Raw genomic sequence first — 25,759 nt, forward strand, 5'->3', positions numbered from 1 at the left:
CCGACCCCGGCCGATGGATTCCCACCAGCGAACCGGCGGGTCTCCCAGAGCGGCAGGCTTCACGAACCGGTGCGCCTCGTAGGGGGAGAGGGTGATCGAGGCGTCGTAAGGACGGCCGTGCCGCGCGTACAACTCCCTGATCCGTGAGCGCTCCGCATCGGATATGAGGCCGCTGCTCCCGGGGCTGACCACCCGTTCAAAAGCTCTGTCGGGCTGGAGAAGAAGGAAGGTGAAAGGTCCCCGAAAGTATAGCGCGAATGGTCTGACGAATAGCAGGGCGCCATGGCGATCACAAACATCCGCTCGCCGGCGAAACTGAAGTACCAGCCTTCACGCTCTGGCGACTTCACATCGCCACGGCCGCGCGGGTCCCGGGCAGCCAGCCCCTCCACGACCTGACGGGTGGTGAAGGCCAACTCACTCAGACTGGCGCCGAAGGAGGAATGAAGGGACATGAGGAAACCGTCGAGGGCCTCGCGCCGACATGCCTCTGCGAAGCCGGCCAGCGCCCGGCTCCAGAGATCCATCGCGTCGGCAAGGGTGCTGCCATTCCAGTCGGGTGCCGCCCAGATTGTCGAGCGCTGGGCGAACACGCAGTGGGTCTGCTGGAGGATGTGCTTGAACGATGAGAATCCGGCGCCGTCGAAGGGTGACCAGTCAGGGGCACCCTGGAGGCCCTGCGGGATCGCCGCTTGGTCTGCAGGCACGGTCGGTGGGCAGATTCGACGCGATCCCCGAAGAGCCTGTAGGTGAAGAGACACCTCCTGCAGTAGAGAGGTGACTGAGGAATTTCTGAATTGAATTCGCTGCCACCGAGTCAGTTGTCGCACGCCGGCATAGCTGTCCACCAGTCGCGTGATGCGTGATGCATCGGACCGAAGCCGTCGAGCAATCTGCGGCGTTTGCAACAACGGGAGATCGACTGTGACGGGCCGTGGCGCAAAGAACTTGCCCCAGAGACGACACGGATTCTTCGGCCCGAGCGATGGCGAAATCGTCATGCGGCATTGAGCATGCCGTGGAAACCGTGTCCCTGAGAAGGCTTGCGGCGGCTCTCATGCCGACGCTAGGAGGCGTTGCCATACTCTTCACCTCCCCCATCTGATGCTGGACGGACTGCTGGCCGGCACAGCGACCAGTAATCGTGATGACCTACGGCGCCCCGCGCCTTCGTTGCCAATCCTCGTGCGCCGGACCGGCGCTCCCGAGTCCAGGCGAAAGAGAAGGCCCGAGAAGAGGCATGGACCCACGACGGTGACGACGCCGGGGGGTCGGGGGACAGCCCCGCCCATGACGGACAACGTCCGAGTGTCAGCGACCGCATTCCCAGCCGCGCGCACCGAGCAAGGAAAGCTGCTGCCACACGTCTCCGTCGAGAGGACGGGCAGCTCGGTAGGCCGGGGCGCAACGGCCGACGCCGTCTGCGGCTTCCCGATGGCAGCGCCGACGCAAGACTGCTCGACAGCCTCCTCCGCCATCCGGCCTCCCAGCCGGGCGTCCTCAGGCATGATTCCCCCTCTCGTGACAGGAGTTGAGCATCTGTCAGAATGTGACCTGCTGTCAACACGTGACGCGTGACGGGTGACATTGCACTATTCCTTTTGACGGTCTGCGGCTTCGACCCGGACGAGGGAGGCGTCCTCGCGGCTCGGCAGAACGGCCTGCTGCGCGCGGTCGGCCGGGTCGCCGAGCTCGGCGTTTCCCGACGGTGGCGATCTCGGCGGCTGCCTCGGCTGCCTCGCCGAATACGGTTCACGTGTGCATGGACCAAGGCCCGAAGTGGAAGGCTCCACCCACTCAACGCCACCACGCATCCGGCAGGTTGGCCTCCACCCTGCCCGACATCACGCCCCACGACATCACCGGCACCGGCGCCCCCGAGCCTGGGCCCGATGCCACAGCAGCCCCCGGACTCGGACTTCGTCATCCCGGCGCCCCAGCCCAGCGCGTCGAGCCTGGGCACGCTGAGCCTGCGCTACGTCGACGGTGTGGCCGTGCTCGTCGCCAATGGCGGCAGCACAATCCCCGGAGAACTCCCGGTCGTGTACGCGGGCGGGAACGCCATCGCCACCTACACCCTCGGAACCCCCATCACCCCCATGGCCGCGACCGCCAGATCCCTGGACCTGTCCTTGGACATCCACGTGCCGAACTGCAAGATCGACGAGGTCATCCAGGTGGCCTCATAGCGGCATCGCCCGCGACCCCGATCAGAGCGTCGCCGACTACCTCGACGACTGGTTCCACGCCAAGCAGGCCGAGCTGAAGCCCACCACCGCCTCCCACTACCGCAGGTACGTGTACGACGACCTCATCCCCGCCTTCCGCACCATCCGCCTCGACGACTTCCGCCGGCCCCACATCCGCATCCGACCACCAGCTCGCCCACGGCCGCGGAAGGGTCACCGTCCATCGCATGCTGTGCACGCTCTCCAGCGCACTCGGCGACGCGGTCCGGGCCGGCCACCTACGCCGCAATGTCGGCCAACCCCTGGTCTTCCACCGCCACGGCCGCCCGCTCCACCCCTCCTACGTCCTCCGCCGATTCCACCGGCTCTGCCGCGAAGCGGGCGTCCCCGTCATCGGCGTCCACGACCTGCGCCACCTCGCCTGCGCCCTGGCCATGGACGAACACGTGCCGCTGTCCATCGCGCGAGGCTCGCCGCGATCGCGGCGCGCGCCTACGCGCACCTCGGCCGCGCCGAGGAGGCCACCGAGCGATAGAACGCAGCGTGGCCGACCGCGGCCCTGCCGTGGACGATCTTCACGACAACGTGGCCGGCGAGTTCGACTTCAGCGTGGAACGGGTCGCGATGAGCAACAGCACCAGCCTCCTGCTCCTACGGGATGGCGCCGAGGCCTCTGCCCGGCAATCATTGGAACTGATCGCGGCTCGTTCCACAGGCTCCAGCCCGCTGGTCGTGGCCCCCCAGGCCGGCGCCGATCTGGCCACCGCCTTGTTGATGCGCAACGACTTGGACGGCGCCGCTGACGTTCTGCGCCCCGGAAGGCCGAGTCCTGTTCGCGGCACTCGTAGGCGGCGAGCTCGTCTTGGCCCGAGCGCCTGGCGGCGCGGGGGGCGTGGTTCTCGTTGGGCCCGGGCGGGGTGCTTCGGATGTCGCGGAGGAGCTGGTCGAGGGGCTGCTCGCGGCCGGGCTCGGTCAGCGGGACGTGCGCAGGGGCCAGCAGGACGTAGTCCCGGCGCCCCGAGGCGTCGTCGGAGCCGGCCGCGTGGGCGGGTGCGGCGGCCGTGGCGACCGCCAGCAGAGCCATGGACAGGACTGTCAGTACGCTGCGGGGTCGGGGGCCGAGGCCCGGGGTACGGCGGCCTGAGCGCATTCGCGGGTGGACCATTGCCGGCGCCGGCCCGGCGGGAGACCTACCGGCAGCTGGAGACCACCGGGCGCCGCGGCACCCGCGCCCACTACGAGCGAGCGCGGGACGAGTGGATCGCCTTGGACGACTGGGCCGCGCCGGTCTTCGGCACCATCCCCGAGCGGCTGTTGGCCGCCCATCGCCGCACCGAGGGGTACTGGCCGGTTCTGCGCGAGCAGCGATGGGCCCTGTTTGGCCCGTATCCTGCCACGCTCGACGTCCCGCATGAGCGCGCGCCGGCGACCACCGCCGAGGCGGCGACCAGCAGCACCACCACGAACGGGTGACGCACCCCTCGGCACCGACGCGGGTCGGGCAGTAGCCGCAACCGCTCCACCAGTGACAATCCCGCCACGCCGTCCAAGGCGGGCGACTTGATCAGGCAGACGGTGGCAGACTGACGGCACATCGAAGCTCCGGTGGCTCAGGGCGACTTGGCAAGGTCACCCCGTTCAACCGGAGCTTCTTGTGTTCGTGATGGGCCTGGCCCTCATTCCTCGCACCCCCGCGACCTGCGGACTCACATGATCACCGAGACTTTCAAACGGCCCTGGCAGCCAGCCAGGCGCTGGCGGAGGTCTTTGGCCCGCCGCAGGTATCCGGCGTGTTCAGGTCCCGGCCACTTCGCGGGCGAAGACCTTCAGCTCCTCCCCCGGTTCCCGGGGCGCACCCGAGAAGAAATCCGCGAGGACGTCCTGCACGTCCTCGACGAACACCGGCTTCACACCGAACGGGATGCTGTCCCGGTTTCCAGAGACGAACGACATTCTCAGCTGTACCGCCTGTTCGTCGTACCACACGTAAACGACTCCGGGACGCCCTGTCCCGTCGGATGCCGCATCGTGCAACCAGGCACGGACGGTCTCCGACAGGACTGCGGAAAGGTCTTTGGGATCCGCACCGCCAAATCCTTCGGGTGGTGCGGGGAAGTATTCGATGTTCTCTAGTGCTTCCTCCGCAAGGTTCTCCCCACCTCGCCAGACACCTACCTCAGCCGCTTCCCCGACCATGTCCAGGAGTTCCGAATAACTCACTCCAAGCCCTTCCCGTGATTAATCGCCATAGGCGGCGCAGACGAGGAACACTCCTCGTCTGCGCCGCCGCGCCAATTCCCGGCTGGTGGGAGCGAGTACTTACCTCCTCCTGACAACCTTGCCGATCTTACCCTTGTGCTTCTTCGTGGCGTAGGTCCCGCAGACGCAGGCGTCCGTATGCCAGACGAACGTGTTCTTCACCTTCTTCATCACCTTGAACGCGATACTCGCGTGGCCGGCGGTGTCACGGGACCACCAGTAGGTGTTTCCCTTGCGGTCGGGAGCCTGCTCGACATAGGTGTGACCGCCCTGCTTCTCGGTCCGCCTGTTCTTGCTGGGGGACAGCTGCCAGGGCCTCTTCACCGGCCCGTGGATCGGGCAGACCTCGGTGTTGTTGTGGGCGATGATGTCGCCGCCGGCCTCGTCCGAAACCGTGAAGGTGTGGACGTTTCCGACATTGAGATTGACGACCAGTTGGTCGGCGACCTCGCCCTCATCGAGAACCGAGGTCACCTGCTGTTCCTGGCCGCCCGGCCCCAGCAGGAACTCACCCGGCTGGATGTCTCCGGCGTCCGTCCATCCCTTGCCCACCACCCAGATCGGGTGGTATGCGGTCGCCCGCAGGCTCAGGCCCGATGCGTCGAGCGACGTGGAAATATCCACCATGTGCTTGGTGGTGTACGTCGTGAAGACCGCGATAACGGGCTGGGCACTGGTCTCGCCGGTGCCCGGATCGGTCGCGGTGACCAGGTCGCCGACCTTGATATCGATGATGCTGGTATAGGTTCTGTCCGCCATCAGCACGGGAGTCTGCGGATCGAACGAGTTGCACCCGGACCGTCTGAAGACGGTCCTCGCCTTGCTGGCCGCCCGGGATACGCGGGACGCGGCACGGGTGGACTTGACGGCAGCTGCCGCCGCCTTGACCACGGGGCCGGCACCGACGGTCGCCGCGACCGCGGTGACCGCCATCTCGGCGGCCTTGGCCCAGTTACCGGTGGCCGCGTAGGAGACCGAGGAGACCGCCGCCGCCACGGCGCCGATGGGGCCGGGGATGTTGGAGGCGATCTCGGCGACGACCGCGATGACCTGGACCGTTTTCTTCAGCCACTTGGGCATGCCCCAGTTGCCGTCGAGGTCGGTGCAGTTGACCGGGTCGCCGGTGCAGTAGTCGTACGGGCTTGCGTTGCCGCCCGGCATCGGGTCGATCTGCAGGAAGCGGCCCAGGGGCGGGCTGTAGAGGCGGGCACCCATGAGGATGTCGCCGTCCTGGGCCTCGGCGGAGCGCTGCTTGCCGCCGAGCCAGCCGTAGCGGACGAATCCCTGGCCGTCCTGGGGGATGCCGAACTCGTCGCCTGGCCGGCGCCTATGCCGCCTCGTACGCCATCGGCCTGCTCATCACCGCGCTGCTGTTGCGACGGCGCCTCGACGGCCGGCTGGACGGGAGGAGGCTGTGCCGCACCTACGGCAAGCTGACGGCCTCTGCCCTCGCGGCGGGAACGCTGGGCTGGTTCGTGGCCCGCTCATGCTCCAGCACTGTCACCTCGACCACCTGGGCACCCGCTCTGGGCCTCGCCGCAGGAGGCCTCACGATGCTCCTGGTGTTCGTGCTGCTCGCGCGAATCTTGAAGATCAGCGAGCTGCGGAGCCTGCCGGGCCTGGGGTGAACACCCGGTCTCGGCTGAGTCGCAGCGGCCGGTCATCGGCGGCTGTTACCGGGCGCGAGCAGGCTGGTGACCTCGGCGATGGCCTCCGGCGATGGCTTGAAGTAACGACGGAGATTCTCCGGCTTCTTGTGCCTCGACTTGGCCATCAGCATCAGCAAACTCGCCCCCGCCTCGCCGAGGTGTGTCAGGGCGGAGTGACGGTATTCGTGCAGGTCCCACCCGGTGCCGGGCCCGCGTACGGCGGTGTGCTCGTCCAGCAGGGCACGAGCCTGCCCGTATGAGAGCCGGACGAGGCCGGTGTCCGGGCACACGTCCCGGGGACTGACGACCTTGCCGGGGCCAGGCCGCCGGTGAGCAACGAACACCGGCCCCCGCGTACGGCCCTTGAGTAGGCGGGGCAGAAGCCGGGCGGTGCCGGCGTCCCAGTAGACCGTTTCCAATACGAAGTCCTCGCGGGCCTGGCCACGACGGCGGGCCTTGGTCCGGGCGCCCTTGGCCTTGACCTGGCAGCGGCGCCCGGCGAAGTCCAGGTCCTGCATCACCGTCCGCCCCGACGGGCCCACCCCGGCCACCCTTCCCCCACCAGGTGGGACGGCCGGTCCAGTCGCCCCCGGGCAGGTCCAGGACGTCCTTCACCACTCGCGGGCGAATTAAACATCCGGATTCCACGTACCAAATCCACGCCAACCGAACCCACTCCATTCAGATGAGCGACATCTTCACTACAGAGAGATAGTGCAATATCACATAACAGTGCTGCTGGACGGACCAGGAGCTCTGCACACAGGAGAAGCACCTCATGACTCGCAAGATGCTGACGACGGCCGCCGCTACGGGTGCCCTGGCACTCGCTCTCGCCGGCGCGACCCCGGCCGTCGCTGCCGGTACCGCCGCCACCACCACCGAGACCGCCACGGAGGTCTGCGACGCCTCCGGCCTGCAGTCCGGCCTCTGGACCAAGCTCTGCTACACGGTCACCGAGGACGGCGTCCAGTTCACCGGCCGGATCGGCCTGGCCGGCCCGCCGAGCCCCGGCAGCCCGCCCCTGCGGACGAAGCTGGTCGACGCGGTCCTGACCACCGACATCGAGGGCGGCGAATCGCTCGGCACCGTGCAGCAGTCCCTGCTCTTCCGGGCCGCCACGCTGGAGATCGCCGGCTACGGCGGCACCGTCCCGTGCGGCTCGACCGTCACCGCGACCTTCTCCGTCTCCGCAGACGGCTGGTACACCGACCCGATCAGCACCAGCGTGGTGGTGCCCTGCTGATGCCCAGAGCGACACGGGCCCGAAGACGGCCGAACAGACCCCGGCCGCCGGTCCCGCATCAGCCCCGAGCCCGTTCCGCAGGACCCGGCCACGGCGTGATCAGCGGGTGGCGCGGCAGGAGCCGCGTCGCCCGCCTCCAGGCGGGCCCGCGCGCGAACGGCGACCGCCGGCCCCCGAGGGACCGGCGCCGTCGGACCGCGCCCGCTCCGCGTCAGGTACAGAGCCGCTTGCGCCGGACTCGATGCGCGCGGTGAACCCGTCCAGCAGGGTCGTCCCGTGGCGGGACTGAGCCCGGCCCGGAACAACGACGAGGGTTCAGCTTCTGGCGGATCGACCTCACTGGCTCCGGTGCGGCTTGGACTCTCGTTCGATCGGCAGGCCTCGTGATCGGTATGACAACGGCTTTTCAGAGTGTCGGCGGTGGCGTGATCTGGCAGACAACGACGAGCTCCAGGCGCGGGATGACGTAGTAGGCGAGCAGGCCGCCGGCGACGTCGAGGTAGCGCCTCGGCTCACCACTGCCCTGGTAGGAGGTCCCGTCCAGGTAGAGCGCTTCCGCGGCGCGGACGAGCTCGGCAGCCCGCTCTCCGACGGCGGCAAGGAAGTCGGCCGGAGCGCCGGAAGTGACGTGCTGCTCGCTGGGGAGGTACTCCCAGCTCCAGGTCACCCGGTCACCGCCGCATAGGCGGCGCGGTAGAGCTCGGCGACGGTGGCGGCGTGCTTGCGGCACTCGGCAACGCTGACGGCATGGTTGGCGAGGTAGTTCGCCCGGTGGTAGGCCTGGGCAGTGGCCGGGTGGCGTTCGATCTCGACGACGGCGGCCCAGTGGGCGACGAACGAGCGGATCGGCTGGACACTGCCCGTGGCGATGGCCTCGGCCATCGCCCTCGTCTGTCCATCGATCATCTCCGGGAGGCGGTCCGCAGCAACGACGGCCAGGGCCGCCTTGAGCGCGGTCGGACTCTGGTCGAGCCGGGGGATCAGCTCGACCCCGTCGTGCACGGGCTGACTCATGGCGGCACTCCACTTCTCGTCTGCTGTGAGGCTACTCGCTCCGGGAAGCACAATCGGTACCGTCACGCGGCACCGCTGAGGGTCATCGGCGGCCGGGCGAAGCGCAGCGTGGCGGCGCCTTGGCGGAGCGTGCCGCGCCTAGCCATTGAGGTGACCCCTGCGATGTGGACACACCTGACAATGGATCTTGTAGATCCAGGAAGGTGAAGATCCGCGTGGCAAGGCCATCGAAGTACAGTCCGGAGTTCAGAGCCGATGCGGTCGCGTTGTGGCGGGCCTCGGCGGGCAGGCGGACGTTCAAGTCCGTCGCCGACGACCTCAACATCAACCACGAGACCCTGCGCACCTGGGTCCGCGAGGCCGAGGGGGCAGCGTCCTCCGGTGGCAGACCGCAGGCCGGCGGGGCCGAGGACGAGCTGGCCCGGTTGCGGGCGGAGAACGCCCGGCTGATCAAGGCGGAGAAGGAGTGGCAGCTGGAGCGGGAGATCCTGCGCCGGGCAGCCGCCTATTTTGCCAAGGATTGTGTCCTGAACACGAAGGGGAGTTGCCAGTAGGACAGCTTCCAGGAGTGGTGCTGTGCGGATGATGAAGGTTTTGTGGCCCTTCGAAGTCGCCCTGCGGGGGGAGGCTTCAAACCGCCTCATGCTGCGTTGGTTGACGACCGTCGTGGTGAGCGATGGGGAAAAGGCGTCGTAAGAGGCGTCAGGTGGGGACCGGGAAGACGAACGCAAGTGAATCGCTGCTGACGTGTCGAAACGAAATCAGATGACATCGAAACCGGGGTGTTCCTTGAACTCTGGGATAAGCCTGGCGGGTGCCCGCCTATTGGCCAGGCGGTGTCCGGCATGCAGGTGACGTGAGCCCGGTCTGCGGCTTCCGCACGGAACAGGAGAAGGCGTGTCCCGACACCGCCCGCCGCGATGCGGCGGCGAGAGGGAGTGCCCCAAGCAGCAGCAACTGCAAGGGGTCGAGTACCGATGCGGGAGACGCCGGCGGACCGGCTCGTAGTAGTGATGAAGCTCCTGTAATGGGGGTGGAGCGAAGGGGCCGGGTCGTTCGTGACTGTGTTGATCACATCAACCGGACGAGGTCCGGGAGGAATGGGATGGGCCAGTTGAAGTCATCGACCAAGCCGTTTGAGATTTCGAAGTGGGAGGTCAAGGAAGCCTGGGAGAGCGTCAGGGCAAATAGGGGTGCGCCTGGGGTAGACGGACAGAGCATCGACGAGTTCGAGAAGGACCTGAGGAACAATCTCTACAAGGTCTGGAACCGTATGGCGTCGGGCTCCTACTTCCCGCCTCCGGTGCGTGCGGTGGCCATTCCCAAGCCGCATGGCGGTGGCACGAGAATGCTCGGCATTCCCGCTGTCGCCGACCGCGTGGCCCAGACCGTGGTGGCCCGGCATCTGATGCGAAGGGCGGAGCCTATGTTCCATCCGGACAGCTTCGGATACCGGCCCGGGCGGTCCGCCTTGGACGCGGTGGGTAAGTGTCGGGAGCGCTGCTGGAAGCGGGACTGGGTGGTGGAGTTCGACATCTCCCAGTTCTTCGACAGCGTGCCCTGGGACCTGCTGGTCAAGGCGGTGGAAGCGCACACCGACGCCGTTTGGGTGAAGTTGTACGTGCAGCGGTGGCTCGAAGCACCGCTCGCGATGCCCGACGGGACCCTGCTGGAGCGGGAGCGCGGGACTCCTCAAGGAGCCCCGGTGTCTCCCGTGCTGGCGAATCTGTTCCTGCACTACGCCTTCGACACATGGATGACCCGGGAGTTCCCCACCATCTGGTTCGAGCGTTACGCGGACGATGCGGTGCTGCACTGCGTCACCGAGCGACAGGCCCGCCAGGTGCTGGCCGCGCTCACGGACAGGATGGCCGAGGTCGGATTGCAGCTGCATCCGGCCAAGACCCGGATCGTGTACTGCAAGGACGGGTCACGCCGGGGCTCCTACGAGCACACGGCGTTCACGTTTCTCGGGTACACGTTCCGCGCCAGGAAGAACCGGAGCCGACAGGGAAATCTGTTCCTGGCGGTCGATCCGGCGATCAGCAAGGACGCCCTGACGAGGATCGGTCGGGAGGTGCGGGGCTGGCACCTGCACACCCGCACGGATCTGACCTTCCAGGAGCTCGCCCGATGGGTCAACCCCAAGGTGGCGGGCTGGATCAACTACTACGGCCGTTTCAGGCCCTGGGAGTTGATCTCTTTCGTGACGCGCATCAACTCCTACCTGGTGCGCTGGATCCGCAAGAAGTACAAACGGCTGGCGGCCAAGCGGAAGGCGCTTGCGAAGTTGCAGGAGATCGCCCGGCGATATCCCCGCATGTTCGCGCACTGGCGCCTTGTTCCGACCGTGAGCGCCGTGCTGGTCTGATGATCAGGACGACAAGAGCCGTGTAACGGGAGACTGTTAAGCACGGTTCTGTGAGGGCCGAGGGGTGAAATTCCCCTCGGCTACTCGGCGATGGGCCGCTGGCGGTTCATCTCCGAGTTCCGTGACCTGTATGGAGTACAGCGGCTGTGTCGGGTGCTGGACGTTTCGGCCTCCGGTTTCTACCGGTGGATCGCCGCGGCGGCCACCCGGGCGGCACGCAGGGCCGCCGACGAGGACCTGGGCGCGCGGATCGAGGAGATCCACGGCGAGTCGAACGGCGCCTACGGGGTCCCGAGGATCACCCGGGAGCTGCGGGAGCGGCACGGTGCGGTGAACCACAAGCGCGTCGCCCGTCTCATGCGCGAGCGCGGGATCGCCGGCCGGCATCTGCGGCGCACGGTCCGCACGACGGTCGCGGACCGGAGCGTTTCGCCCGCACCGGACCTGGTCGGGCGGGACTTCTCCGCGCCCGGCCCGGATGTGCGCTGGTGCGGAGACATCACGTACCTGCCGGTCGGCGGGACGTGGATGTACCTGGCGACGGTGATCGACATGCACTCGCGGCGGGTCGTGGGCTGGTCACTGGCCGAGCACATGAGCGCCGGCCTGGTCGTCGACGCGGTCCGGGCCGCTGCCGACGCCCGGGGCGGCGACGTGCGCGGCGTGGTATTTCACTCCGACCGCGGGGCGCAATATACGTCGGGTGCGTTCGCCGAGGTCTGCCGGGCGCACGGGATACGGCGTTCGATGGGCCGGGTCGGCTCCAGCTACGACAACGCGATGGCCGAGTCGTTCTTCGCCACGTTGAAGCGCGAACTGCTCTACGGCTCACGCTGGCTGAACCGGGCACAGGCCCGTGTGGCGGTCTTCGCCTGGATGGCCTGGTACAACCGAAGGCGGCGACACTCCGCCCTCGGCTACCGCAGCCCGGTCGAGTACGAGCGGCAGCACGCCACGAGCGTCATTAACCTGGACCTGGTCGCATAACAGGCGAGTGTCTACAAAATAGGGCAAAGCCCGGACGTCCGAGTGGCCGGCGCCCTGCTCCTGCTCTACGGGCAGCGCCTCAGCCGCATCGCCCGGCTCACCGTCGGCGACCTGGTCACGGAGAAGGGGCAGTCCTCCCTGCTCCTGGACCGCACACCCGTGCGCCTGCCCCAGCCACTCGCCGACGTCCTCTCCCGGCTGGCGAACCGGCCGGCCGGCGTGAGCTGGAGCGCCAACACGACACGCCACTGGCTGTTCCCCGGGGTCCGGCCCGGTACCCACATCTCCACCGATTCCATCGCCCGCGGCCTGGCCTCCCACGGCATCCCGACCCGCGCGTCACGAGCCACCGCACTCGTCCAGCTCGCCCAGGACATGCCGCCCGCCGTGCTGGCACCCCTGCTCGGCCTCCACGTGAACACCGCGGTGCGATGGCGCCGCCGCGCGGCAACCGACTGGACCGCCTACCTCCAGGCCCGCCGACGCTCCGAGGACCAGCGGCGGCCGACCGGGGCCTGATCGTTTCTGCGGTGAACCTCGCCACCCGATCGGGCGAACCCCCATCCCACGTGCTGTCACATCCCCCTGCGGTGCGGCTATAACCGGGCCCGTGATCAAGAACCTGCTAACCCAAGCCCTGCCCGCCATCGCCCTCGCCTCCCTTCCCCTGCTCGCGACGCGGTCCCGGCCGGCGCCGTCCAAGCTCCCGCCGCCAGCACTGCACCCCGCGCCTTCCACACCCGTGCGCAGGCCCCACTCCTGTTGCCCGAAGCGGTCGAACGCCTACCCCTCGCCGACGAGCACCGCGGGGGCTACAAGCGCGAGCTGTACAAGCACTGGAACAAGGGCCTCAACCCCACCGACGGATGCAACACCCGAGCGGAGGTCATCCTGTCCGAGGCCGTCATCGCGCCGACCGTCGAACCGGGCTGCAAGCTCACCGGCGGCGAGTGGTACTCCTACTACGACGGCGTCATCGTCACCTCGGCCACCGGCCTGGACGTCGACCACATCGTCCCGCTCGCCGAAGTCCACGACTCCGGCGGCTACGACTGGACCCCGCAGCGGCCAGACCCATGCGGCTCCCAGAGGCGGGTGGCCGCAGGAGCCGGCTTTCGCCTGCGGACTACGGTGCGCGGGCTCTACGGTGTCCACATCAGCATGACTATGCGTCAGGTATGCGGGGTGGGTGTGGTGGATATTCCTCTGGTGGACGCGGTGGCCGCGGTGCGCGACGAGCTCCTGGAGGCGGCGGCGCGTGCCGGGACGGATCCGCAGGTGGTGTTCGCGGTGGGGCCGGTGGAGATGGAGTTCGAGGTCGAGCTGCGCGCGGACGCCAAAGCGAAGGCCGGGTTCAAGCTCTGGGCAATCGGAGCCGAGACCGAGGCAGGCCTCTCCCGCGCCCGTTCCCACCGCGTCTCGGTCACCCTCACCCCCAAGCGCCCCGACGGCGGCGATCTGCTGGTGAGTTCCGCGCAGGAGCGCCCGAGCGGGCCCGGTGACACCACCGGACGCATCGACGGCTGAGAACGAGATCGCGGCCGGGGACATCCGCCCCGGCCGACCACCTGGTGGTGGCACACACAGCTGAGCCGTGGGGGCTGAGGTGGAGCGCGTACGTCTTGCCGGAGTGAACGGGCCGGGCGGGAACGGGTCCGGCTACGCGGTAGGGGGCCGCCTGGTCCTGTCCTCCGCACACGTCACCGGGCCGCCGGCCAACCGGGTGGAGGTCTTCCACCCGGGCGGCACCGGTACCGCAACAGGCAGGGTCGTGTGGTCCGGCACCTCCGGCGGGCGCGACGACGCCTCCCTCGTCCTCGTCCACGACAGCCCTCACTGGCAGCCGCCCTCCGCCCCGGTGCGCTGGGGCCGCGCGGTCACCGACCGCCCCGGCATCCCCTGCGAGACCTGGGGCACACCCAACGTCGCCCAGCGTCCGGACCGGGCCCTGGAAGCCGAGCAGCTGCGCGGCCGGCTGAACCCGGGCAGCGGATTCGTCGGCAACCAGCACGTCATCGACCTCGACCAGCACCCTGCACGCTGGCCGGCCGACGGCACCTCCCCGTTCGGGGGCATGTCCGGGGCGGCGGTGTTCTGCGACCGGCTCCTGACCGGCGTCGTCACAGCCGACCGGGCGCACTCCGGCCACGGCCGGCTGAACGCAGTGCCCGCCTACGTCCTCCATCACGACCCCGCCTTCCGCGCCGCCCTCGCCGAGTACGACGTCGGCCCGAGCGGCGGCCTGCAGGCCGTGGAGTTCCAGGACCTCGCCGACCGCGCCCAGGACCACGACCTCACCCCGCGGCTGCCCTCACCCGCAGTCCTTCTCCAAGCCCGCCACCAGATCGTCCCCTTCCACGGCCGCCACGACCTCCTCACCGAAATGACGGCCTGGTGCCGCCTCGGCGGCTTCGGCGCCTGGCTGCTCCACGGCCCCGGCGGACAGGGCAAGACCCGCCTGGCCCACCACCTCGCCCACCTGCTCGCCGCCGAGGGCTGGGCCGTCCTATGGCCCCGCACCACCGCCACCGCGGACCAGCTGCGCGAGGTGCGACCCGCGGCTAAGCCGCTGCTGGTGGTCCTCGACTACGCCGAGAGCCGCGCCGACCAGATCGCCGCCCTCGTCGAAGCCGCCGCCGACCACCCCGCCACCACCCCCCTCAAACTCCTGCTCCTTGCCCGCACCGACGGCGACTGGTGGCACCAGGCCACCGCCGCCACCAGCCTCGCCGAGGACTACCTCACCACCGCTCGCACCCACCACCTCACCCCCCTCGACGACCACCCCGCGCCCCGGGCCGACCGCTACCGCGATGCCGTCCGGGCCCTCGCCGACACGCTCCCCCGGGTCGACGGCCTGCTGCCCCACGACTGGTCCGCCGCCGCCGTATCCCTGCCGAGTCCGGACCTGGATCCGAAGGCCTACGGCAACGCCCTCACCCTCCACATGACCGCCCTCGCCGACCTCCTGGACACCGCCGACCCCCGCCCCCCAGGACAGAGCTGGCCAGCCGACCGAGGGGCCGTGGGGCAGGAAGCCGACCTCGTCGAGGACCGCCTCCTCACCCACGAACGCCGCCACTGGCGCCAGACCGTGCTCGCCATCGCCCCCGCCCTCAGTCTCGCGACCCTGGAGACCGCACTCGCCGCCGCCCACCTGGCCGGCGCCGCCGACCGCGAACAGGCCGACCGGCTCTGGCAACGGCTTCCCGTCCTAGACGGCCAGAGCCGCGACCGCCGCAACCGCGTCACCACCTGGCTCGCCACCCTTTACCCCGCGCCCGCTCCTGGTGGATCGCCCTGGGGCACCTTCCAGCCTGACCGCCTCGCCGAACGCCACATCGGACGCGTCCTCGATACCGACCCCGACCTCGCCGACCACCTCCTCAACGGCGCCGACGACACTCAGAGCGCACTACTCCTCACTGTCTACAGCCGCGCCGCATCACACCCCGTCTTCCACGACCGCCTCAACACCCAACTCACCGCCCTGTGCGTCCGTCACCACCGCCAGCTGGCATCGCACGTCGTCACCGTCGTTACCCGCACCAGTCACCCCCAGCCCCTCATCACTGCCCTCGACACCATCGCCGTAGATCCTGCGACACCTCCACGTCACCTCGCAGAGCTGTATGACCTGTTCCCCTACACCAGCCAGCGTCTCGCCGCCCCAGCCATCCGGATTGCTCACGGTCTCGTCACCCGGTTTCGTGCGCTGGCCGACGAAGACCCTGCCAGGTACCAGCGCCACCTCGCTGTGTCCTTGAACAATCTCGGTTTCCGGTTGGGAGACGCGGGGCTAGGGGCGGAGGGTTTGGCCGCCAGCCGGGAAGCCGTCAGCCACTACCGGGTACTGGCCAAGGCGAATCCGGCCGCCTGCCTGCCCGGCCTCGCCCAGTCCCTCGACAATCTGTCCAACAGGCTGGCGGAGGTAGGGCTACGGGAAGAGAGCTTGACCGCCTCTCAGGAGGCCGTCATCCATTTCCGGGAACTGGTGGAGGCCAACCCCGCCATCCACCTTGCCGATCTGGCCTCCGCCCTCAACAACCTCTCCCTCCGTCTCGGAGGAGTGGGGCGGCACGAGGACGCCTTGGCTGCCAGTCGGGAGGCCTCTGCAATCCGCCGCACGCTTGCCAGGGCCAACCATGCCGCGCACCTGCCCAACCACGCCCAGAGCCTCATCAACCTGTCCACCGATCTGCTGATGATGGGGCGTTGGGAGGAGAGTCTGGCTGCCGTCCAGGAAGCCACTGGCCACTACCGCGCGCTGGCCGAGACCGACCTGGATGCGTACCAGCCCGACCTCGCCGCAGCCCTGCACACCTTTGCCAACGCCTTGGCGAAGATGGGCCGGGCGCACGAGGCTCTGGCGGCTAGCCAGGAAGCCACTGGCCACTACCGAGCACTGGTCAAAGCGAACCCAGCGCCCCACCTGCCCGACCTCGCCCAGTCCCTCAACAACACCTCGCTCCGGCTCGGAGAGGTGGGGCGATGGGTGGAGGGACTGGCTGCCATCCAAGAGGCCATCGCCATCCGCCGGTCACTCACAGACGCGAACCGAGCCACCCATCTGCCCGACCTCGCCACCGACCTGAACAACATCTCCGTCCGATTCGGCCAAGCGGGGCAGTGGGAGAAGGCTCTGGCTGCCGCCCAGGAGGCTGTCGGTCACTTCCGGGCACTGACCGAGACGAACCCTGCCGCCCACCTGCCCCACCTCGCCTCCGCCCTCAGCAATCTCTCCCTCTCCCTACAAGAAACCGGTCAGCTGCAGAAAGCCCTGGCCGCCAGCCAGGAAGCCACGGGACACGGCCGCACACTGGCGTTGGCGAACCCGGCCGCCCACCTGCCTGACCTCGCCCAGTTCCTCAACAACCTGTCCATCCTCCTGAGGGAGGCCGGGTGGCGAGAGGAAGCCCTGGCTGCCATCCAAGAGGCCGTCGCCATCCGCCGGTCACTCACAGACGCGAACCGAGCCGCCCATCTGCCCGACCTCGCCCAGTCCCTCAACAACCTCTCCGTCCATCTGGCAGACGTGGGACGCCAGAAGGAGGGGCTGGCTGCCATCCAGGAGGCCGTCAACCACTACCGGGTACTGGCCAGGGCGAACCCCACCATCCACCTGCCCAACCTGGCTCAGTCCCTCGACAACCTGTCCCTCCGACTCCGAGGAACAGGGCGACGGAAAGAAGCCCTGGCTGCCGCCCAGGAGGCCGGCGCCGTCCGCCGCGCCCACACGGGCGAGGGTCCGTAGGTCATCCACCACCTGCAGCTCAGGCCGAGGGATATCGCACGTTCGGAATGACGCTCCCCGCCAGTCGGCGCCGACACCTGGACCACGGCCAAGCGCCGCGCCTTCGCCAACGACCTGACCCACTCCCAGCTGATCGCGGGCTCCGCCGCCTCCAACCGCTCCAAAGGCGACAAGGCCCCCGACGCCTGGCGCCCGCCGGCCATCGGCTACTGGTGCACCTACTCCCGGGCCCTGGGCCGACATCAAGCACATCTACGGCCTCAGCGTCACCGAGCTGGAAAAAACCGCGCTCACCCAGATGCTCGACACCTGCCCGTAGCCAGGAATCACCACCGATTCTCCGATCCGGCCGCCGCCCCCGCACCTCGGGGACGGCGGCCGACTCCGCGCCCCGGGACCTGGTCGAACCCGGTTCCGGGCGCCGGGTTGACCGGCAGCCCGAACGGTGTATCGTCGGCCGGTTCGGCCCCCTCACCGGGCCGGTGCCATCGGCGAAAACCGATGCCCGAACCCTCTTGACCCGCCGTCTCCCGTGCCTAGCGTCCGGCACCACGGACCACCGGAAGCGGGCCCGTGGCGCTCCGTTGCGTCCCGGCCCGCCCGCCCGCGGCCCGTACTTCACCGCACACGACGCAGAGGGAGATGGGCATGGACGAGACGAGGCCGCGCGGCGAGGAGCCTGGCGTGGCGGGGTGGGACGGCGTCGATCGCCGGGCTTCGACGGCCCGGCCGGTGGTACCGGGGCGCTCGCCGTGGTGGTCGCCGGACCGGATGTGCGGCCAGGTCCTGGCCGGCCTCACCGGGAACGTCGGGGCAGCGGCCGCCGTCGGGGTTCTGCAGTTCCTGACCGAGCACGTCCAAATGATCTGGCACTGAGCCCACTGTCGCCGGTCGGGCTGCCCGCGGGCGGCCCGACCGGCCCGGGCCGGGGGTCAGGGGGTGTCGCCCGCCCGGTCCCAGCGGCGCGAGTCCGCGGGTCGGGGTGCGTAGTGTGCACGGCCGGGTGCCGGGCAGGGTGGTGTCGGGTCCGGGCTGGAGGAGTGCTTGGAGTCGGGCGTCGGCCTCGGCTCGGGGGTGGGCGTAGCAGGGCCAGCCGGGGCAGGCGTCTGTCGGACGGCACATCAGCGGGCGGGGTACTGCGCGCGGTACATGTCCAGAACTTGGTCCGGGGGCAGCGGGGGCATGGTAGTGACGTGGCTGTTCCGGCGGTCCACGATCAGGTAGCACGCTCCCACGTGTGCGAGCGGGTCAGGGTCGGCGAAGATCTGGAAGCCCAGCCAGCCTAGCTCGAATTCCTGGAGCAAGACGTCCACCGCGGAGTAGGGGCCGCCCTGGACGAGGTACTGGCGGGCCAGTTGGCGGGCTCTGGCCTCGTCCGCCGGTTCGCCAGGGGGAAGGGGGGCCGGGGGAGCCGGATCGAGGCGGGTCGGGCGGCGGCCCTCGATCAGGGCGATCAGGGCGCCGTCGAAGGAGTCGGCGACCTTCCACAGGTCGCCCCAGAACAGGTAACCGGCCCCCTCGGTGTCCATTGCGAGCCGCCCGCGCCCTAGGTCGTACTCGCCGACGGGCAACAGTGTCGGGCCGAACCTCGCACGGTAGGCGTGCAGAATCCGGTCCGCGTAGCACAGGACGTGGGGGTCGATCCGAAACGGCATCCGGGCCATGTCCACGCCCGGCCCGTACTGGTGGACGGTCATGCCGCCGAACTCCCGTAGCGCGGCCATCACGGGGGGCGGGAAGTACGAGGCTGGGTTTCCCCATTCGCGCAACCAGTCCTGCAGTTCGTGCTCGAGGAAGCGGATGCCCTCGTACCAGCCGGCCGCGGTCAGGGCCTGTACGACGGGGGCGGGGAAGCGGGGTGTCACGGCGCGGGCACCTCCACGGCCCGGACGCCGAGAGCGTCGAGCGCGGGTGCGCACGACGAGCAGGGCGGGATCGGGCGCTCGTGCGCCGGCTCGCCGGACTCGCGCAGCAGCATGCCCGCGATCACCGCCCCGGACAGCAGGAGGCTCATGCGGTCGATGATCTGGGCGTGTTCGGGATCGTGGACGCCGTCGGCGACAAGCGACGCCTGCGCCTCGGCCGCGACCTGTGACAGCAGGACAGCCTCCGGACAGCGCCCGTGGAAGACCGAGCGCATCGCAGGCGCGGTCTTGTCCAGCAGGGTCTGCAGGGCCGGGTGCACGTCCGTCGTGGCGGTGTGCGTGCTGGTCGCCGTTACCGGCTCCGCCCCGGGGCGGAGCAGTGCGGCGGCGACACCGGGCAGTATGTCTTTGTCGAGCATGATGTGACATCAACTCATCTCGTGGTCATGGCCGAGCGCGGTGCGGGGCCACACTCCGACGGCCGAGGCCGATGACACGGTAATGGCGGTTCGCCAAGGACCGTCGGGGATCCCGCCATTTCGGCTGAAACCAGCAGGCGGGGCCGCTGGAGGCGGACCCCCGACGGACCTTGGCCGTGCGCCCAGCGCCGGGGCGCCCTGGACCCCGCGCGCCGAGGCGCCGGGCGCGGTGGGGTGGGACGGCGTCGATCGCCGGGCTTCGACAAACCGGCCGGTGGTGCCGGGGCGCTCGCCCTGGTGGTCGCCGGACCGGATGTGCGGCCAGGTCCTGGCCGGCCTCACCGGGAACGTCGGGGCGGTGGCCGCCGTCGGGGTTCTGCAGTTTCTGGCCGAGCACGTCCAGGTGATCTGGCACTGAGCCCGCTGTCGCCGGTCGGGCTGCCCGCGGGCGGCCCGACCGGCCCGGGCCGGGGGTCAGGGGGTGTCGCCCGCCCAGTCCCAGCGGCGCGAGTCCGCGGGTCGGGGTGCGTAGTGGGCACGGCCGCCGGGACCGTAGGAGCCGATCTCGGTGATCAGCGCGGCGCCGTCGGCGAGCTGCTCGGCGTCCCAGCCGGTGACGTCCATGTGTTGACCGAACTACTAAGGCCGTTTATGCAGGTCAGGGACCCTTTCTGCTAGCGTCCCGCCATGCCCGACGGACGACGTCCCGTAAGGGATCTCAAGAGCTTTGTCCTGCCCGAGATCGGCCAGTTACGGAAGACGGGAGACCCCTGGGAGCCCTACCAGCTGTTAGACGCAAACGGGCACCGTGTCGAGCCGGTAGCGGAGTTCCTTCAGGACCTGGTGGCCGCTGACGGCTCCCCGTTGACACCACGGTCGTACGGCATGGACCTGCTGCGCTGGTGGCGGTTCCTGTGGGCGTACGGGATTGAGTGGGACCGCGCCATGCGGGAGGACGCGCGGGACTTCACGCTCTGGATGAAGCTGGCGGATAAACCGGTACGTGTCCACTGGCGCCATCGCGGCAAGGACCGCGTCGAAACAGCCCCGCCTATGCCTCGATCCGGCAGGCCGGCGCCGGGAACGCCGAATCCAGTGACCGGCAAGCTCACCGCCGGTGTGAAGTACGCGGCCAGCACTCGGGCACACTGCGAGACAGTGCTGCGGACTTTTTACGACTGGCATTTGGAGCGCAATACCGGAGCGCTCCTGGTCAACCCATTCCCTCTCGTGCGCAACCGCCGCTCGGCGCGAGCGGATCAAGGTTCAGAGAAAAAGCACAACGCCCAACGCACCGGCCTCTACAGGCCAAAAATCCCGCAACGGATTCCGCGACGCATCCCCGACGATAAATACACCGAGGTCTTCGCCGGTCTCCGTTCACATCGCGACCGTGCCTTGCTTTCCTTCTGGGTGGCCACTGGTGCCCGTGCTGAAGAGCTGCTGACCTCTAAGCAGAGCGATGCTGTCGTTGGCCAGCAGACCGTAGGCGTGATCCGTAAGGGTACCCTCGAATACCAGGAGCTTCCTGCCACACCCGACGCTTTTGTCTGGCTTCGTCTCTATCAGGAGGAAGCCTGGCGACAGGGAGCCCCCCGAGGTCGCCGGGAGCCTCTCTGGTGGACCCAGCGCCGACCCTGGCGGGCGTTGAATTATGACGCGGCCCGAGCCATGTTCAAACGCGCCAATGAGATCCTTGGCGCCAACTGGACACTCCACGACCTACGCCACACCGCGTCGTATCGGATGGCCAACGATCCGGAGATGAGTCTGATCTATGTCCAACGCATCCTTGGTCATAAATATCTGACTACTACCCAGATCTACACTGAGCCTAATCGGGATGACGTGATTCAGGCCGGTCTCGCACATCATGCTCGCCAGCAGGCAAAGCCCGTATCTGAAAATGCCTTCGAGTCGAGCTACAACCCACATTCGTTGGCCATCCTATTCGGGAGGACAACTGCATGATTACCCAAATCGATGTCAGCCGAAAGCCGACAAAGTCTCTGGCGGGCTCAGAGGCCATAGCCCTGCTGGAGCGATTCCCGGCACGCACGCGCGCTGCGGACTGGCCCGCGACTATGGAGTCCAGAGAAGGAGTGATCGAGCGGCTCGGCCAGCCCCCACTTCTCCAGCGGCGCGGGGTGCAGGGTACTCGGATGGCCGGTGCTCGCGCTCTGCTGCTCTGGCTGGAATCGTTCCCGGGAGGCACCTGGCAGCAACGCTGGGAGGCGAGTTCTGCTGAATCTTCTGTGATTTCCTGGACCGAAGAGGCAACGGCCTGGGCTCGCGGGATCGGCAGACACCCGAGCCTTTCATCGATCCAGTCGGGTCTTCTGGCACTCATTTGTGCCGACGTGATCCGCCCCAGCCTGTCATGGTTCGTGGCGAACCCATCGATCCACTTGCGCCGGGCAATCCAGGAATCCCGCGATCCGGAAGGGTTCGCACGGGTCGAGTCCGTCGCATCTCCCGACATTCTCCGTGCCCGATGGGGCTCCACCGCCCTGACAATCATCGCCCAGATGATCGGATCTTTGGGAGGAAAGGTCGAGGACATCACAGTCGGAGACCTCCTCCTGCGATTGCAGCTGACCAACAAGGATCGCACCCGCCCTGTCCGCATTGCCTATGGATGGCTGCGGGAGCTACAACAATTCCCGTCCAACGCGCCAACTACCCTGCGAAACATTGCCGTGCGCTCCGGACAGGTCTCCCCTGAGGCGCTGGTGGATCGCTACCACCTGCGGTGCCGTCCCGTCCGAGATGTGCTTGTTGCCTACCTCACCGAACGCCAGCCCAACGTCGACTACAACACCCTCAAAAACCTCTCCAGCATGCTGGCCAACAACTTCTGGGCCGACATCGAAGAGCATCACCCCGAGGTCGGCTCGTTGCATTTGCCTCGCGAAGTGGCCTCGGCATGGAAAGAACGCCTCGCAATGAAGACCGTCAGCCGGCGACGGCCGGATGGCACCGTCACAAAGGTCCTTCAACCGCGGCACAATGCCGTGGGAATCAAGTCAGCGGTCCGCGCTTTCTACCTCGACATTGCGCAGTGGGCCATGGACGAGCCGGAGAAGTGGGGACCGTGGGCTGCACCGTGCCCCGTTCGAGAAGTCGAGTGTTCCTCGAAGAAAAGTGACCAGCGACAGAAGACCCAAGCGAGGCAGCGAACACGAGAGCGCCTTCCTGTCCTACCGACCCTTGTCCGTGTCGCCGATCAGCGCCTCAAAGAGACTACAGTTCGGCTCAACGCGCTCAACAATACTGCTCTCGGCTCGACTTTCACAGTCCTGGGGGAAGACTTCTCTGTCCCTCCAGGAAGCGGGCGATCAGGGAGGCGGCCGACCAGAGCCTGGGATACGAGCGGAAAACTGCGATACCTCGACGCTGAGGAACGCAGGGCATTCTTTGCCTGGGCGGCGATCGAAATCCTTCGCCATACGGGGATCAGGATCGAAGAGCTATTAGAGCTTGGTCACCACAGCATCATCAGCTATCGGATTCCGGGCAGCAACGAGGTGGTCCCACTTTTGCAGATCGCCCCGTCGAAGACGGATCAGGAACGGCTGCTTCTTGTTACCCCCGAACTCGCCGACGTACTCAGCGCCGTGGTGGCGCGAGTCCGCCGAGCAGACGGAACGATTGCTGCTCTTCGAAGCTACGACGCGAACGAGCACGTCTGGAATGATCCTCTGCCTCTACTATTCCAGTACAAATCCGGCGACGAGCATCAAGCGTTCACAGTGAGTTTCATCCGTCGAGCCCTTGACGAGGCCATTGAGGCATCAGGCCTCACGGACAGCGAGGGAAGGCCATTGCAGTTTCAGCCTCACGACTTTCGTCGGATTGTCTCTGCTTAGTTCCCGTGTGGCGATTTACTCCAAGTAGGCATGTGGCCTTGGGGTTTGTGAGTTGCCTCGGGCCGTGTGGTGTTTCTACTGTCAGCGCTCGTGATCCTGACCTTCTTCTCGTCCCACGGCTGGCAGTCCTGGGACATCGAGCACCGGCCGTTGATCCCCGAGGGGATGCCCGTGCTTGTCGACGACGACCTGCGCTTCGATGACGGCCCGGCCGCGCCGCGCCCGGCGGCGGTGGTGAACCGCTGGTTACGTGAGCTGCCGACGAGCGGGGCACCGGCGCCGAGCTCGTGGGAGAACTACGCGAGGGTGCTCAAGGCGTGGACGGAGTTCCTGGCCGAGCACGGGGTGGGGCTGTTCGACTCGCGGGAGCGGCTGAAGGCGGGGTTGAGCCGCTATGCCGAGCACCGGGCTGCGGGGCCGGCCGAGGCTCGGTTCGCGGCGACGACGTGGGGCCAGCACATGAGCATCCTGTCGTTGTTCTACCGGTGGGCGATGGCCGAGGACTATGCGCCGGCGGAGCCGTTCACCTACCGTTCCGCGCGGGCGCTGTTCGCCGGGACCGGCCGGGAGGTGCGGGTGAACCTGGCGGTGCGCCGCACGCCGAAGCCGCATGTGACGATCAAGTATCTGGAGCCGGACTTCACCGAGCTGTTCCGCAAGGGCCTGCGGGGGCTGGCGCCGGACGGTTCGCAGGACACCGGTTTCCACAGCCGGGAGCTGGCCCGCAACGCCGCGATCGCAGACCTCGCGCTGGCTACCGGCCTGCGGCTGCAGGAGTTCACGTACCTCCTGCCATGGGAGATCCCCGTGCTGCCGAAGGAGCCGACCACGGTGCCGATCCCGTTCCCGGTGCCGGCCGGGATCGCCAAGGGGAAGAAGTTCCGCACCACCTGGACCTCCTACGAGGCCCTGGCCGGGTTGCACGACTACCTCGCGCTGGACCGCGCGGCCACAGCCGAGGGCTCCGCCTGGCGGCCGCCGCGGCGGTGGGGTGAACCACTCATGGTGACCGAGCCCGATCACCAGGGCGGGCGGGTCAACGGGATGCGCCGCTCGTGGGACTCCCGCCGAACGCCGCCGCCTGGTCGCCCCCGAAGGCGGATCGTGCCTGCTGGCAGTGAAGAACGGCGGCGGCCCGTTCACCGCCTGGTCCACGGTCTTCGAACGGACCTCGGACCGGATCCGGGCCCGCTTCGAGCCCCGCTTCCCGCATGTCTGGCCCCACCGATGTCGCCACACGTTCTCGATGAGGACCTTGGAATACCTGGTCACCGGCCATTACCGGCAGGCCGCGAAGCTCGTGCGCGACACCGACGCGGATGCCGCGCTGGTTCTCTACCTCTCCAAGGCCGACCCGTTGCTTGTGCTGCGCGATTTGTTGGGTCACTCCACTGTCCTGACGACGGAAAAGTACCTCCGGCGCCTGGACACGACCCGCATCTACCGGGACGCCTACGACGGCGCCGGGGCCGCAGCCGGGCTGACCTGCGACGCCGAGGCTGACGGCGAGGCCGCGGAGGAGTTCGGCGACGACATTGAAGGAGGAGAGGTCTGATGCCGACGATGCTCATCGACGAACCGCTTGGCATCACCTGCGTCTTCAGCGACGGCAGCCGCGCGGAGTTCTCCCTGGATGGCCTCCCGAACCCGCAACTGACCCGGGACCTGGCCACCGGCCTGGTCGACTTGATCCATCCGCACGGCACCGCGGACTCGAAGGGCACGGTCAACCACTACGTCCAGTCCCTGAGGCAGATGGTGCATGTCCTCGCCGGGCGGGGTTTCACCGGCGGAGCCGCCCAGCTGCGGCGGGGCCAGCTGGCCGAGTACTGGATGGGCAGCACCGGCCCGCGGGAGGCGACCAGCCGCGCGATGGTTCGGGCGTTCACCCAGGTCGGCGGCACCCTCGCGGACGGAGTACTGGACCTGGCGACGGGCCGACCCTACAACCTCCAGCCGAACCACCATCAGCTGCCGCCCTACGCAGAGGAGGAATGGGCCCGGCTCACCAAGGTCTGCCGCGCGCTGGTCGACGAGTCGTACGCCGCCCACCGGCAGGCCCTCGCCGCGCTGCCCCGAGCACGACGCCCCCGCAAAGGGGAGTGGAACGTGGAGAACCAGCGGTGGCTGCTGGCCCGACTCGGCCCAGTCTCCGCCCCGCGATTCGCGGCAGAGCTCGGCATCACGGAAGGCGCGCTCTGGCAGCGGGGCGGGTTCCTGCAGGCCAGCGCCGACCTGTTCCCCACCCACAACATGCTGATCGCCTACCGGCTGCTGTTCGGCATCTACTCGGGCATCGTGCCCGACGGCATCGACGACCTGGTGACCGGCGACATCGACTGGGCCGGGGACTCCACAGTCCTGCTCTCCTACATCAAGGGCCGCACCGCGGCCGAAAGCACGACCCTGCCCCGCCGGGCAGCGCGGCTACTGGAGCAATGGCTCGCGCACTCCGCCCTGCTCCGGAGCTTCACCGGACCCGGACGACGGGAGAACCTGTGGCTGGCCCAGAGCAACCCAGGGCGGTTCACCGTTGTCACCGGCTCCGGGGCCCGCGCGGCCGTCCAGCGCTGGACGCGCGCCACGGGGTGCTCGCGCAGGACGGTGGCCCGCTGAAGATCCACCGCTCGCGGATCC

The 25,759-nt window shown here is 68.4% G+C and carries 24 protein-coding genes and 3 pseudogenes; 17 read left to right on the top strand and 10 right to left on the bottom strand.

The features are described 5' to 3' along the window. Window positions 1-59: 59 nt before the first annotated feature. Window positions 60-1,001: a YqcI/YcgG family protein gene (locus tag OG286_RS00165; protein ID WP_396325985.1), complete on the bottom strand. Its 942-nt coding sequence runs from the start codon at window positions 999-1,001 to the stop codon at window positions 60-62. An 891-nt stretch (window positions 1,002-1,892) separates the two neighbouring features. Here OG286_RS00165 and OG286_RS00170 point away from each other — a divergent pair. Together OG286_RS00170 and OG286_RS00175 are read left to right on the top strand one after the other, a co-directional pair. Next, window positions 1,893-2,189 (top strand): hypothetical protein, encoded by a 297-nt coding sequence (locus tag OG286_RS00170; protein ID WP_396325998.1) that lies wholly within the window; start codon window positions 1,893-1,895, stop codon window positions 2,187-2,189. A 4-nt stretch (window positions 2,190-2,193) separates the two neighbouring features. Beyond that, a pseudogene (locus OG286_RS00175) lies at window positions 2,194-2,355 on the top strand (hypothetical protein); the annotation flags it as partial. Between the two features lie 112 nt (window positions 2,356-2,467). Here the strand turns inward: OG286_RS00175 and OG286_RS00180 are convergent. Beyond that, a complete protein-coding gene (locus tag OG286_RS00180) occupies window positions 2,468-2,635 on the bottom strand; it encodes a hypothetical protein (protein ID WP_396325999.1) in 168 nt (55 codons plus the stop codon). 718 nt (window positions 2,636-3,353) lie between these two features. On the opposite strand from OG286_RS00180, the gene OG286_RS00185 reads away from it, so the two are divergent. Continuing rightward, entirely contained in the window at window positions 3,354-3,662 is a 309-nt protein-coding gene (locus OG286_RS00185) for a hypothetical protein (RefSeq protein WP_405364541.1), read from the top strand. A gap of 321 nt (window positions 3,663-3,983) precedes the next feature. Here OG286_RS00185 and OG286_RS00190 read toward each other — a convergent pair whose 3' ends face one another. The 3 genes and pseudogenes from OG286_RS00190 to OG286_RS00200 all read right to left on the bottom strand — a co-directional run. Next, window positions 3,984-4,409, bottom strand: coding sequence for a hypothetical protein (locus OG286_RS00190; RefSeq protein WP_405364543.1), 426 nt, complete (start codon window positions 4,407-4,409; stop codon window positions 3,984-3,986). Window positions 4,410-4,508: 99 nt separating this feature from the next. Continuing rightward, window positions 4,509-5,750 carry a polymorphic toxin-type HINT domain-containing protein gene (locus tag OG286_RS00195; RefSeq protein WP_405366026.1) on the bottom strand — a complete coding sequence of 414 codons (1,242 nt, stop codon included), beginning with the start codon at window positions 5,748-5,750 and terminating at the stop codon, window positions 4,509-4,511. Between the two features lie 358 nt (window positions 5,751-6,108). Then, a pseudogene (locus OG286_RS00200) lies at window positions 6,109-6,615 on the bottom strand (site-specific integrase); the annotation flags it as partial. A 260-nt stretch (window positions 6,616-6,875) separates the two neighbouring features. Here OG286_RS00200 and OG286_RS00205 point away from each other — a divergent pair. Beyond that, on the top strand, window positions 6,876-7,343 hold the full coding sequence (locus tag OG286_RS00205; protein WP_396325986.1) for a hypothetical protein: 468 nt from the start codon (window positions 6,876-6,878) through the stop codon (window positions 7,341-7,343). A gap of 406 nt (window positions 7,344-7,749) precedes the next feature. Here OG286_RS00205 and OG286_RS00210 read toward each other — a convergent pair whose 3' ends face one another. Then, window positions 7,750-8,010 (bottom strand): hypothetical protein, encoded by a 261-nt coding sequence (locus OG286_RS00210; RefSeq protein WP_396325987.1) that lies wholly within the window; start codon window positions 8,008-8,010, stop codon window positions 7,750-7,752. Then, window positions 8,007-8,357, bottom strand: a complete 351-nt coding sequence (locus tag OG286_RS00215; RefSeq protein ID WP_405364545.1) for a hypothetical protein — start codon at window positions 8,355-8,357, stop codon at window positions 8,007-8,009. The genes OG286_RS00210 and OG286_RS00215 overlap by 4 nt, the downstream gene beginning before the upstream one ends. Before the next feature lie 215 nt (window positions 8,358-8,572). On the opposite strand from OG286_RS00215, the gene OG286_RS00220 reads away from it, so the two are divergent. From OG286_RS00220 to OG286_RS00255, 8 genes and pseudogenes are all read left to right on the top strand, one after another. After that, on the top strand, window positions 8,573-8,911 hold the full coding sequence (locus tag OG286_RS00220) for a transposase (RefSeq protein WP_405364547.1): 339 nt from the start codon (window positions 8,573-8,575) through the stop codon (window positions 8,909-8,911). A 551-nt stretch (window positions 8,912-9,462) separates the two neighbouring features. After that, the gene (gene ltrA, locus OG286_RS00225) at window positions 9,463-10,728 is read left to right on the top strand and encodes a group II intron reverse transcriptase/maturase (RefSeq protein WP_405364549.1); all 1,266 of its coding nucleotides are present in this window, start codon (window positions 9,463-9,465) and stop codon (window positions 10,726-10,728) included. A gap of 90 nt (window positions 10,729-10,818) precedes the next feature. Beyond that, window positions 10,819-11,715 carry an IS3 family transposase gene (locus OG286_RS00230; protein ID WP_405364551.1) on the top strand — a complete coding sequence of 299 codons (897 nt, stop codon included), beginning with the start codon at window positions 10,819-10,821 and terminating at the stop codon, window positions 11,713-11,715. 42 nt (window positions 11,716-11,757) lie between these two features. Continuing rightward, window positions 11,758-12,234 (top strand): hypothetical protein, encoded by a 477-nt coding sequence (locus tag OG286_RS00235; RefSeq protein WP_396326061.1) that lies wholly within the window; start codon window positions 11,758-11,760, stop codon window positions 12,232-12,234. Between the two features lie 243 nt (window positions 12,235-12,477). Continuing rightward, window positions 12,478-13,242, top strand: a complete 765-nt coding sequence (locus OG286_RS00240; protein ID WP_405364553.1) for a trypco2 family protein — start codon at window positions 12,478-12,480, stop codon at window positions 13,240-13,242. 79 nt (window positions 13,243-13,321) lie between these two features. Next, window positions 13,322-16,969 (top strand): tetratricopeptide repeat protein, encoded by a 3,648-nt coding sequence (locus tag OG286_RS00245; protein WP_405364555.1) that lies wholly within the window; start codon window positions 13,322-13,324, stop codon window positions 16,967-16,969. Between the two features lie 66 nt (window positions 16,970-17,035). Next, a pseudogene (locus OG286_RS00250) lies at window positions 17,036-17,288 on the top strand (HNH endonuclease); the annotation flags it as partial. Window positions 17,289-17,617: 329 nt separating this feature from the next. Next, a complete protein-coding gene (locus OG286_RS00255) occupies window positions 17,618-17,845 on the top strand; it encodes a hypothetical protein (protein WP_396326057.1) in 228 nt (75 codons plus the stop codon). 245 nt (window positions 17,846-18,090) lie between these two features. Here OG286_RS00255 and OG286_RS00260 read toward each other — a convergent pair whose 3' ends face one another. Both OG286_RS00260 and OG286_RS00265 read right to left on the bottom strand, forming a co-directional pair. Continuing rightward, window positions 18,091-18,834: an SUKH-3 domain-containing protein gene (locus OG286_RS00260; RefSeq protein ID WP_405364557.1), complete on the bottom strand. Its 744-nt coding sequence runs from the start codon at window positions 18,832-18,834 to the stop codon at window positions 18,091-18,093. Then, a complete protein-coding gene (locus OG286_RS00265; RefSeq protein WP_396326055.1) occupies window positions 18,831-19,253 on the bottom strand; it encodes a YwqJ-related putative deaminase in 423 nt (140 codons plus the stop codon). Before OG286_RS00265 ends, OG286_RS00260 begins: the two co-directional genes overlap by 4 nt. Before the next feature lie 274 nt (window positions 19,254-19,527). Here OG286_RS00265 and OG286_RS00270 point away from each other — a divergent pair, with 274 nt between their 5' ends. Beyond that, complete coding sequence (locus OG286_RS00270; protein WP_396326054.1) at window positions 19,528-19,671, top strand: hypothetical protein; 144 nt, start codon at window positions 19,528-19,530, stop codon at window positions 19,669-19,671. A 56-nt stretch (window positions 19,672-19,727) separates the two neighbouring features. Here the strand turns inward: OG286_RS00270 and OG286_RS00275 are convergent, their stop codons facing one another. Further along, entirely contained in the window at window positions 19,728-19,877 is a 150-nt protein-coding gene (locus tag OG286_RS00275) for a hypothetical protein (RefSeq protein WP_396326053.1), read from the bottom strand. 63 nt (window positions 19,878-19,940) lie between these two features. On the opposite strand from OG286_RS00275, the gene OG286_RS00280 reads away from it, so the two are divergent. The 4 genes from OG286_RS00280 (at window position 19,941) to OG286_RS00295 (ending at window position 25,738) form a co-directional block, all read left to right on the top strand. Further along, entirely contained in the window at window positions 19,941-21,224 is a 1,284-nt protein-coding gene (locus tag OG286_RS00280; RefSeq protein ID WP_396326052.1) for a tyrosine-type recombinase/integrase, read from the top strand. After that, window positions 21,221-23,122, top strand: coding sequence for a site-specific integrase (locus OG286_RS00285; RefSeq protein ID WP_405364559.1), 1,902 nt, complete (start codon window positions 21,221-21,223; stop codon window positions 23,120-23,122). Before OG286_RS00280 ends, OG286_RS00285 begins: the two co-directional genes overlap by 4 nt. 90 nt (window positions 23,123-23,212) lie before the next feature. After that, window positions 23,213-24,625 (top strand): site-specific integrase, encoded by a 1,413-nt coding sequence (locus OG286_RS00290; RefSeq protein WP_405364561.1) that lies wholly within the window; start codon window positions 23,213-23,215, stop codon window positions 24,623-24,625. Between the two features lie 51 nt (window positions 24,626-24,676). Beyond that, a complete protein-coding gene (locus OG286_RS00295; protein ID WP_405363606.1) occupies window positions 24,677-25,738 on the top strand; it encodes a hypothetical protein in 1,062 nt (353 codons plus the stop codon). Window positions 25,739-25,759: the final 21 nt, after the last annotated feature.

The organism is Kitasatospora sp. NBC_00039 (assembly GCF_045160625.1).
Lineage (GTDB): Bacteria > Actinomycetota > Actinomycetes > Streptomycetales > Streptomycetaceae > Kitasatospora.

Coding starts and splice junctions, on each gene's coding strand:
- OG286_RS00275 (WP_396326053.1), bottom strand. CDS start 19,877: ATGGACGTCACCGGCTGGGACGCCGAGCAGCTCGCCGACGGCGCCGCG.
- OG286_RS00255 (WP_396326057.1), top strand. CDS start 17,618: ATGGACGAGACGAGGCCGCGCGGCGAGGAGCCTGGCGTGGCGGGGTGG.
- OG286_RS00205 (WP_396325986.1), top strand. CDS start 6,876: ATGACTCGCAAGATGCTGACGACGGCCGCCGCTACGGGTGCCCTGGCA.
- ltrA (WP_405364549.1), top strand. CDS start 9,463: ATGGGCCAGTTGAAGTCATCGACCAAGCCGTTTGAGATTTCGAAGTGG.
- OG286_RS00165 (WP_396325985.1), bottom strand. CDS start 1,001: ATGACGATTTCGCCATCGCTCGGGCCGAAGAATCCGTGTCGTCTCTGG.
- OG286_RS00295 (WP_405363606.1), top strand. CDS start 24,677: ATGCCGACGATGCTCATCGACGAACCGCTTGGCATCACCTGCGTCTTC.
- OG286_RS00285 (WP_405364559.1), top strand. CDS start 21,221: ATGATTACCCAAATCGATGTCAGCCGAAAGCCGACAAAGTCTCTGGCG.
- OG286_RS00230 (WP_405364551.1), top strand. CDS start 10,819: ATGGGCCGCTGGCGGTTCATCTCCGAGTTCCGTGACCTGTATGGAGTA.
- OG286_RS00265 (WP_396326055.1), bottom strand. CDS start 19,253: ATGCTCGACAAAGACATACTGCCCGGTGTCGCCGCCGCACTGCTCCGC.
- OG286_RS00170 (WP_396325998.1), top strand. CDS start 1,893: ATGCCACAGCAGCCCCCGGACTCGGACTTCGTCATCCCGGCGCCCCAG.
- OG286_RS00280 (WP_396326052.1), top strand. CDS start 19,941: ATGCCCGACGGACGACGTCCCGTAAGGGATCTCAAGAGCTTTGTCCTG.
- OG286_RS00215 (WP_405364545.1), bottom strand. CDS start 8,357: ATGAGTCAGCCCGTGCACGACGGGGTCGAGCTGATCCCCCGGCTCGAC.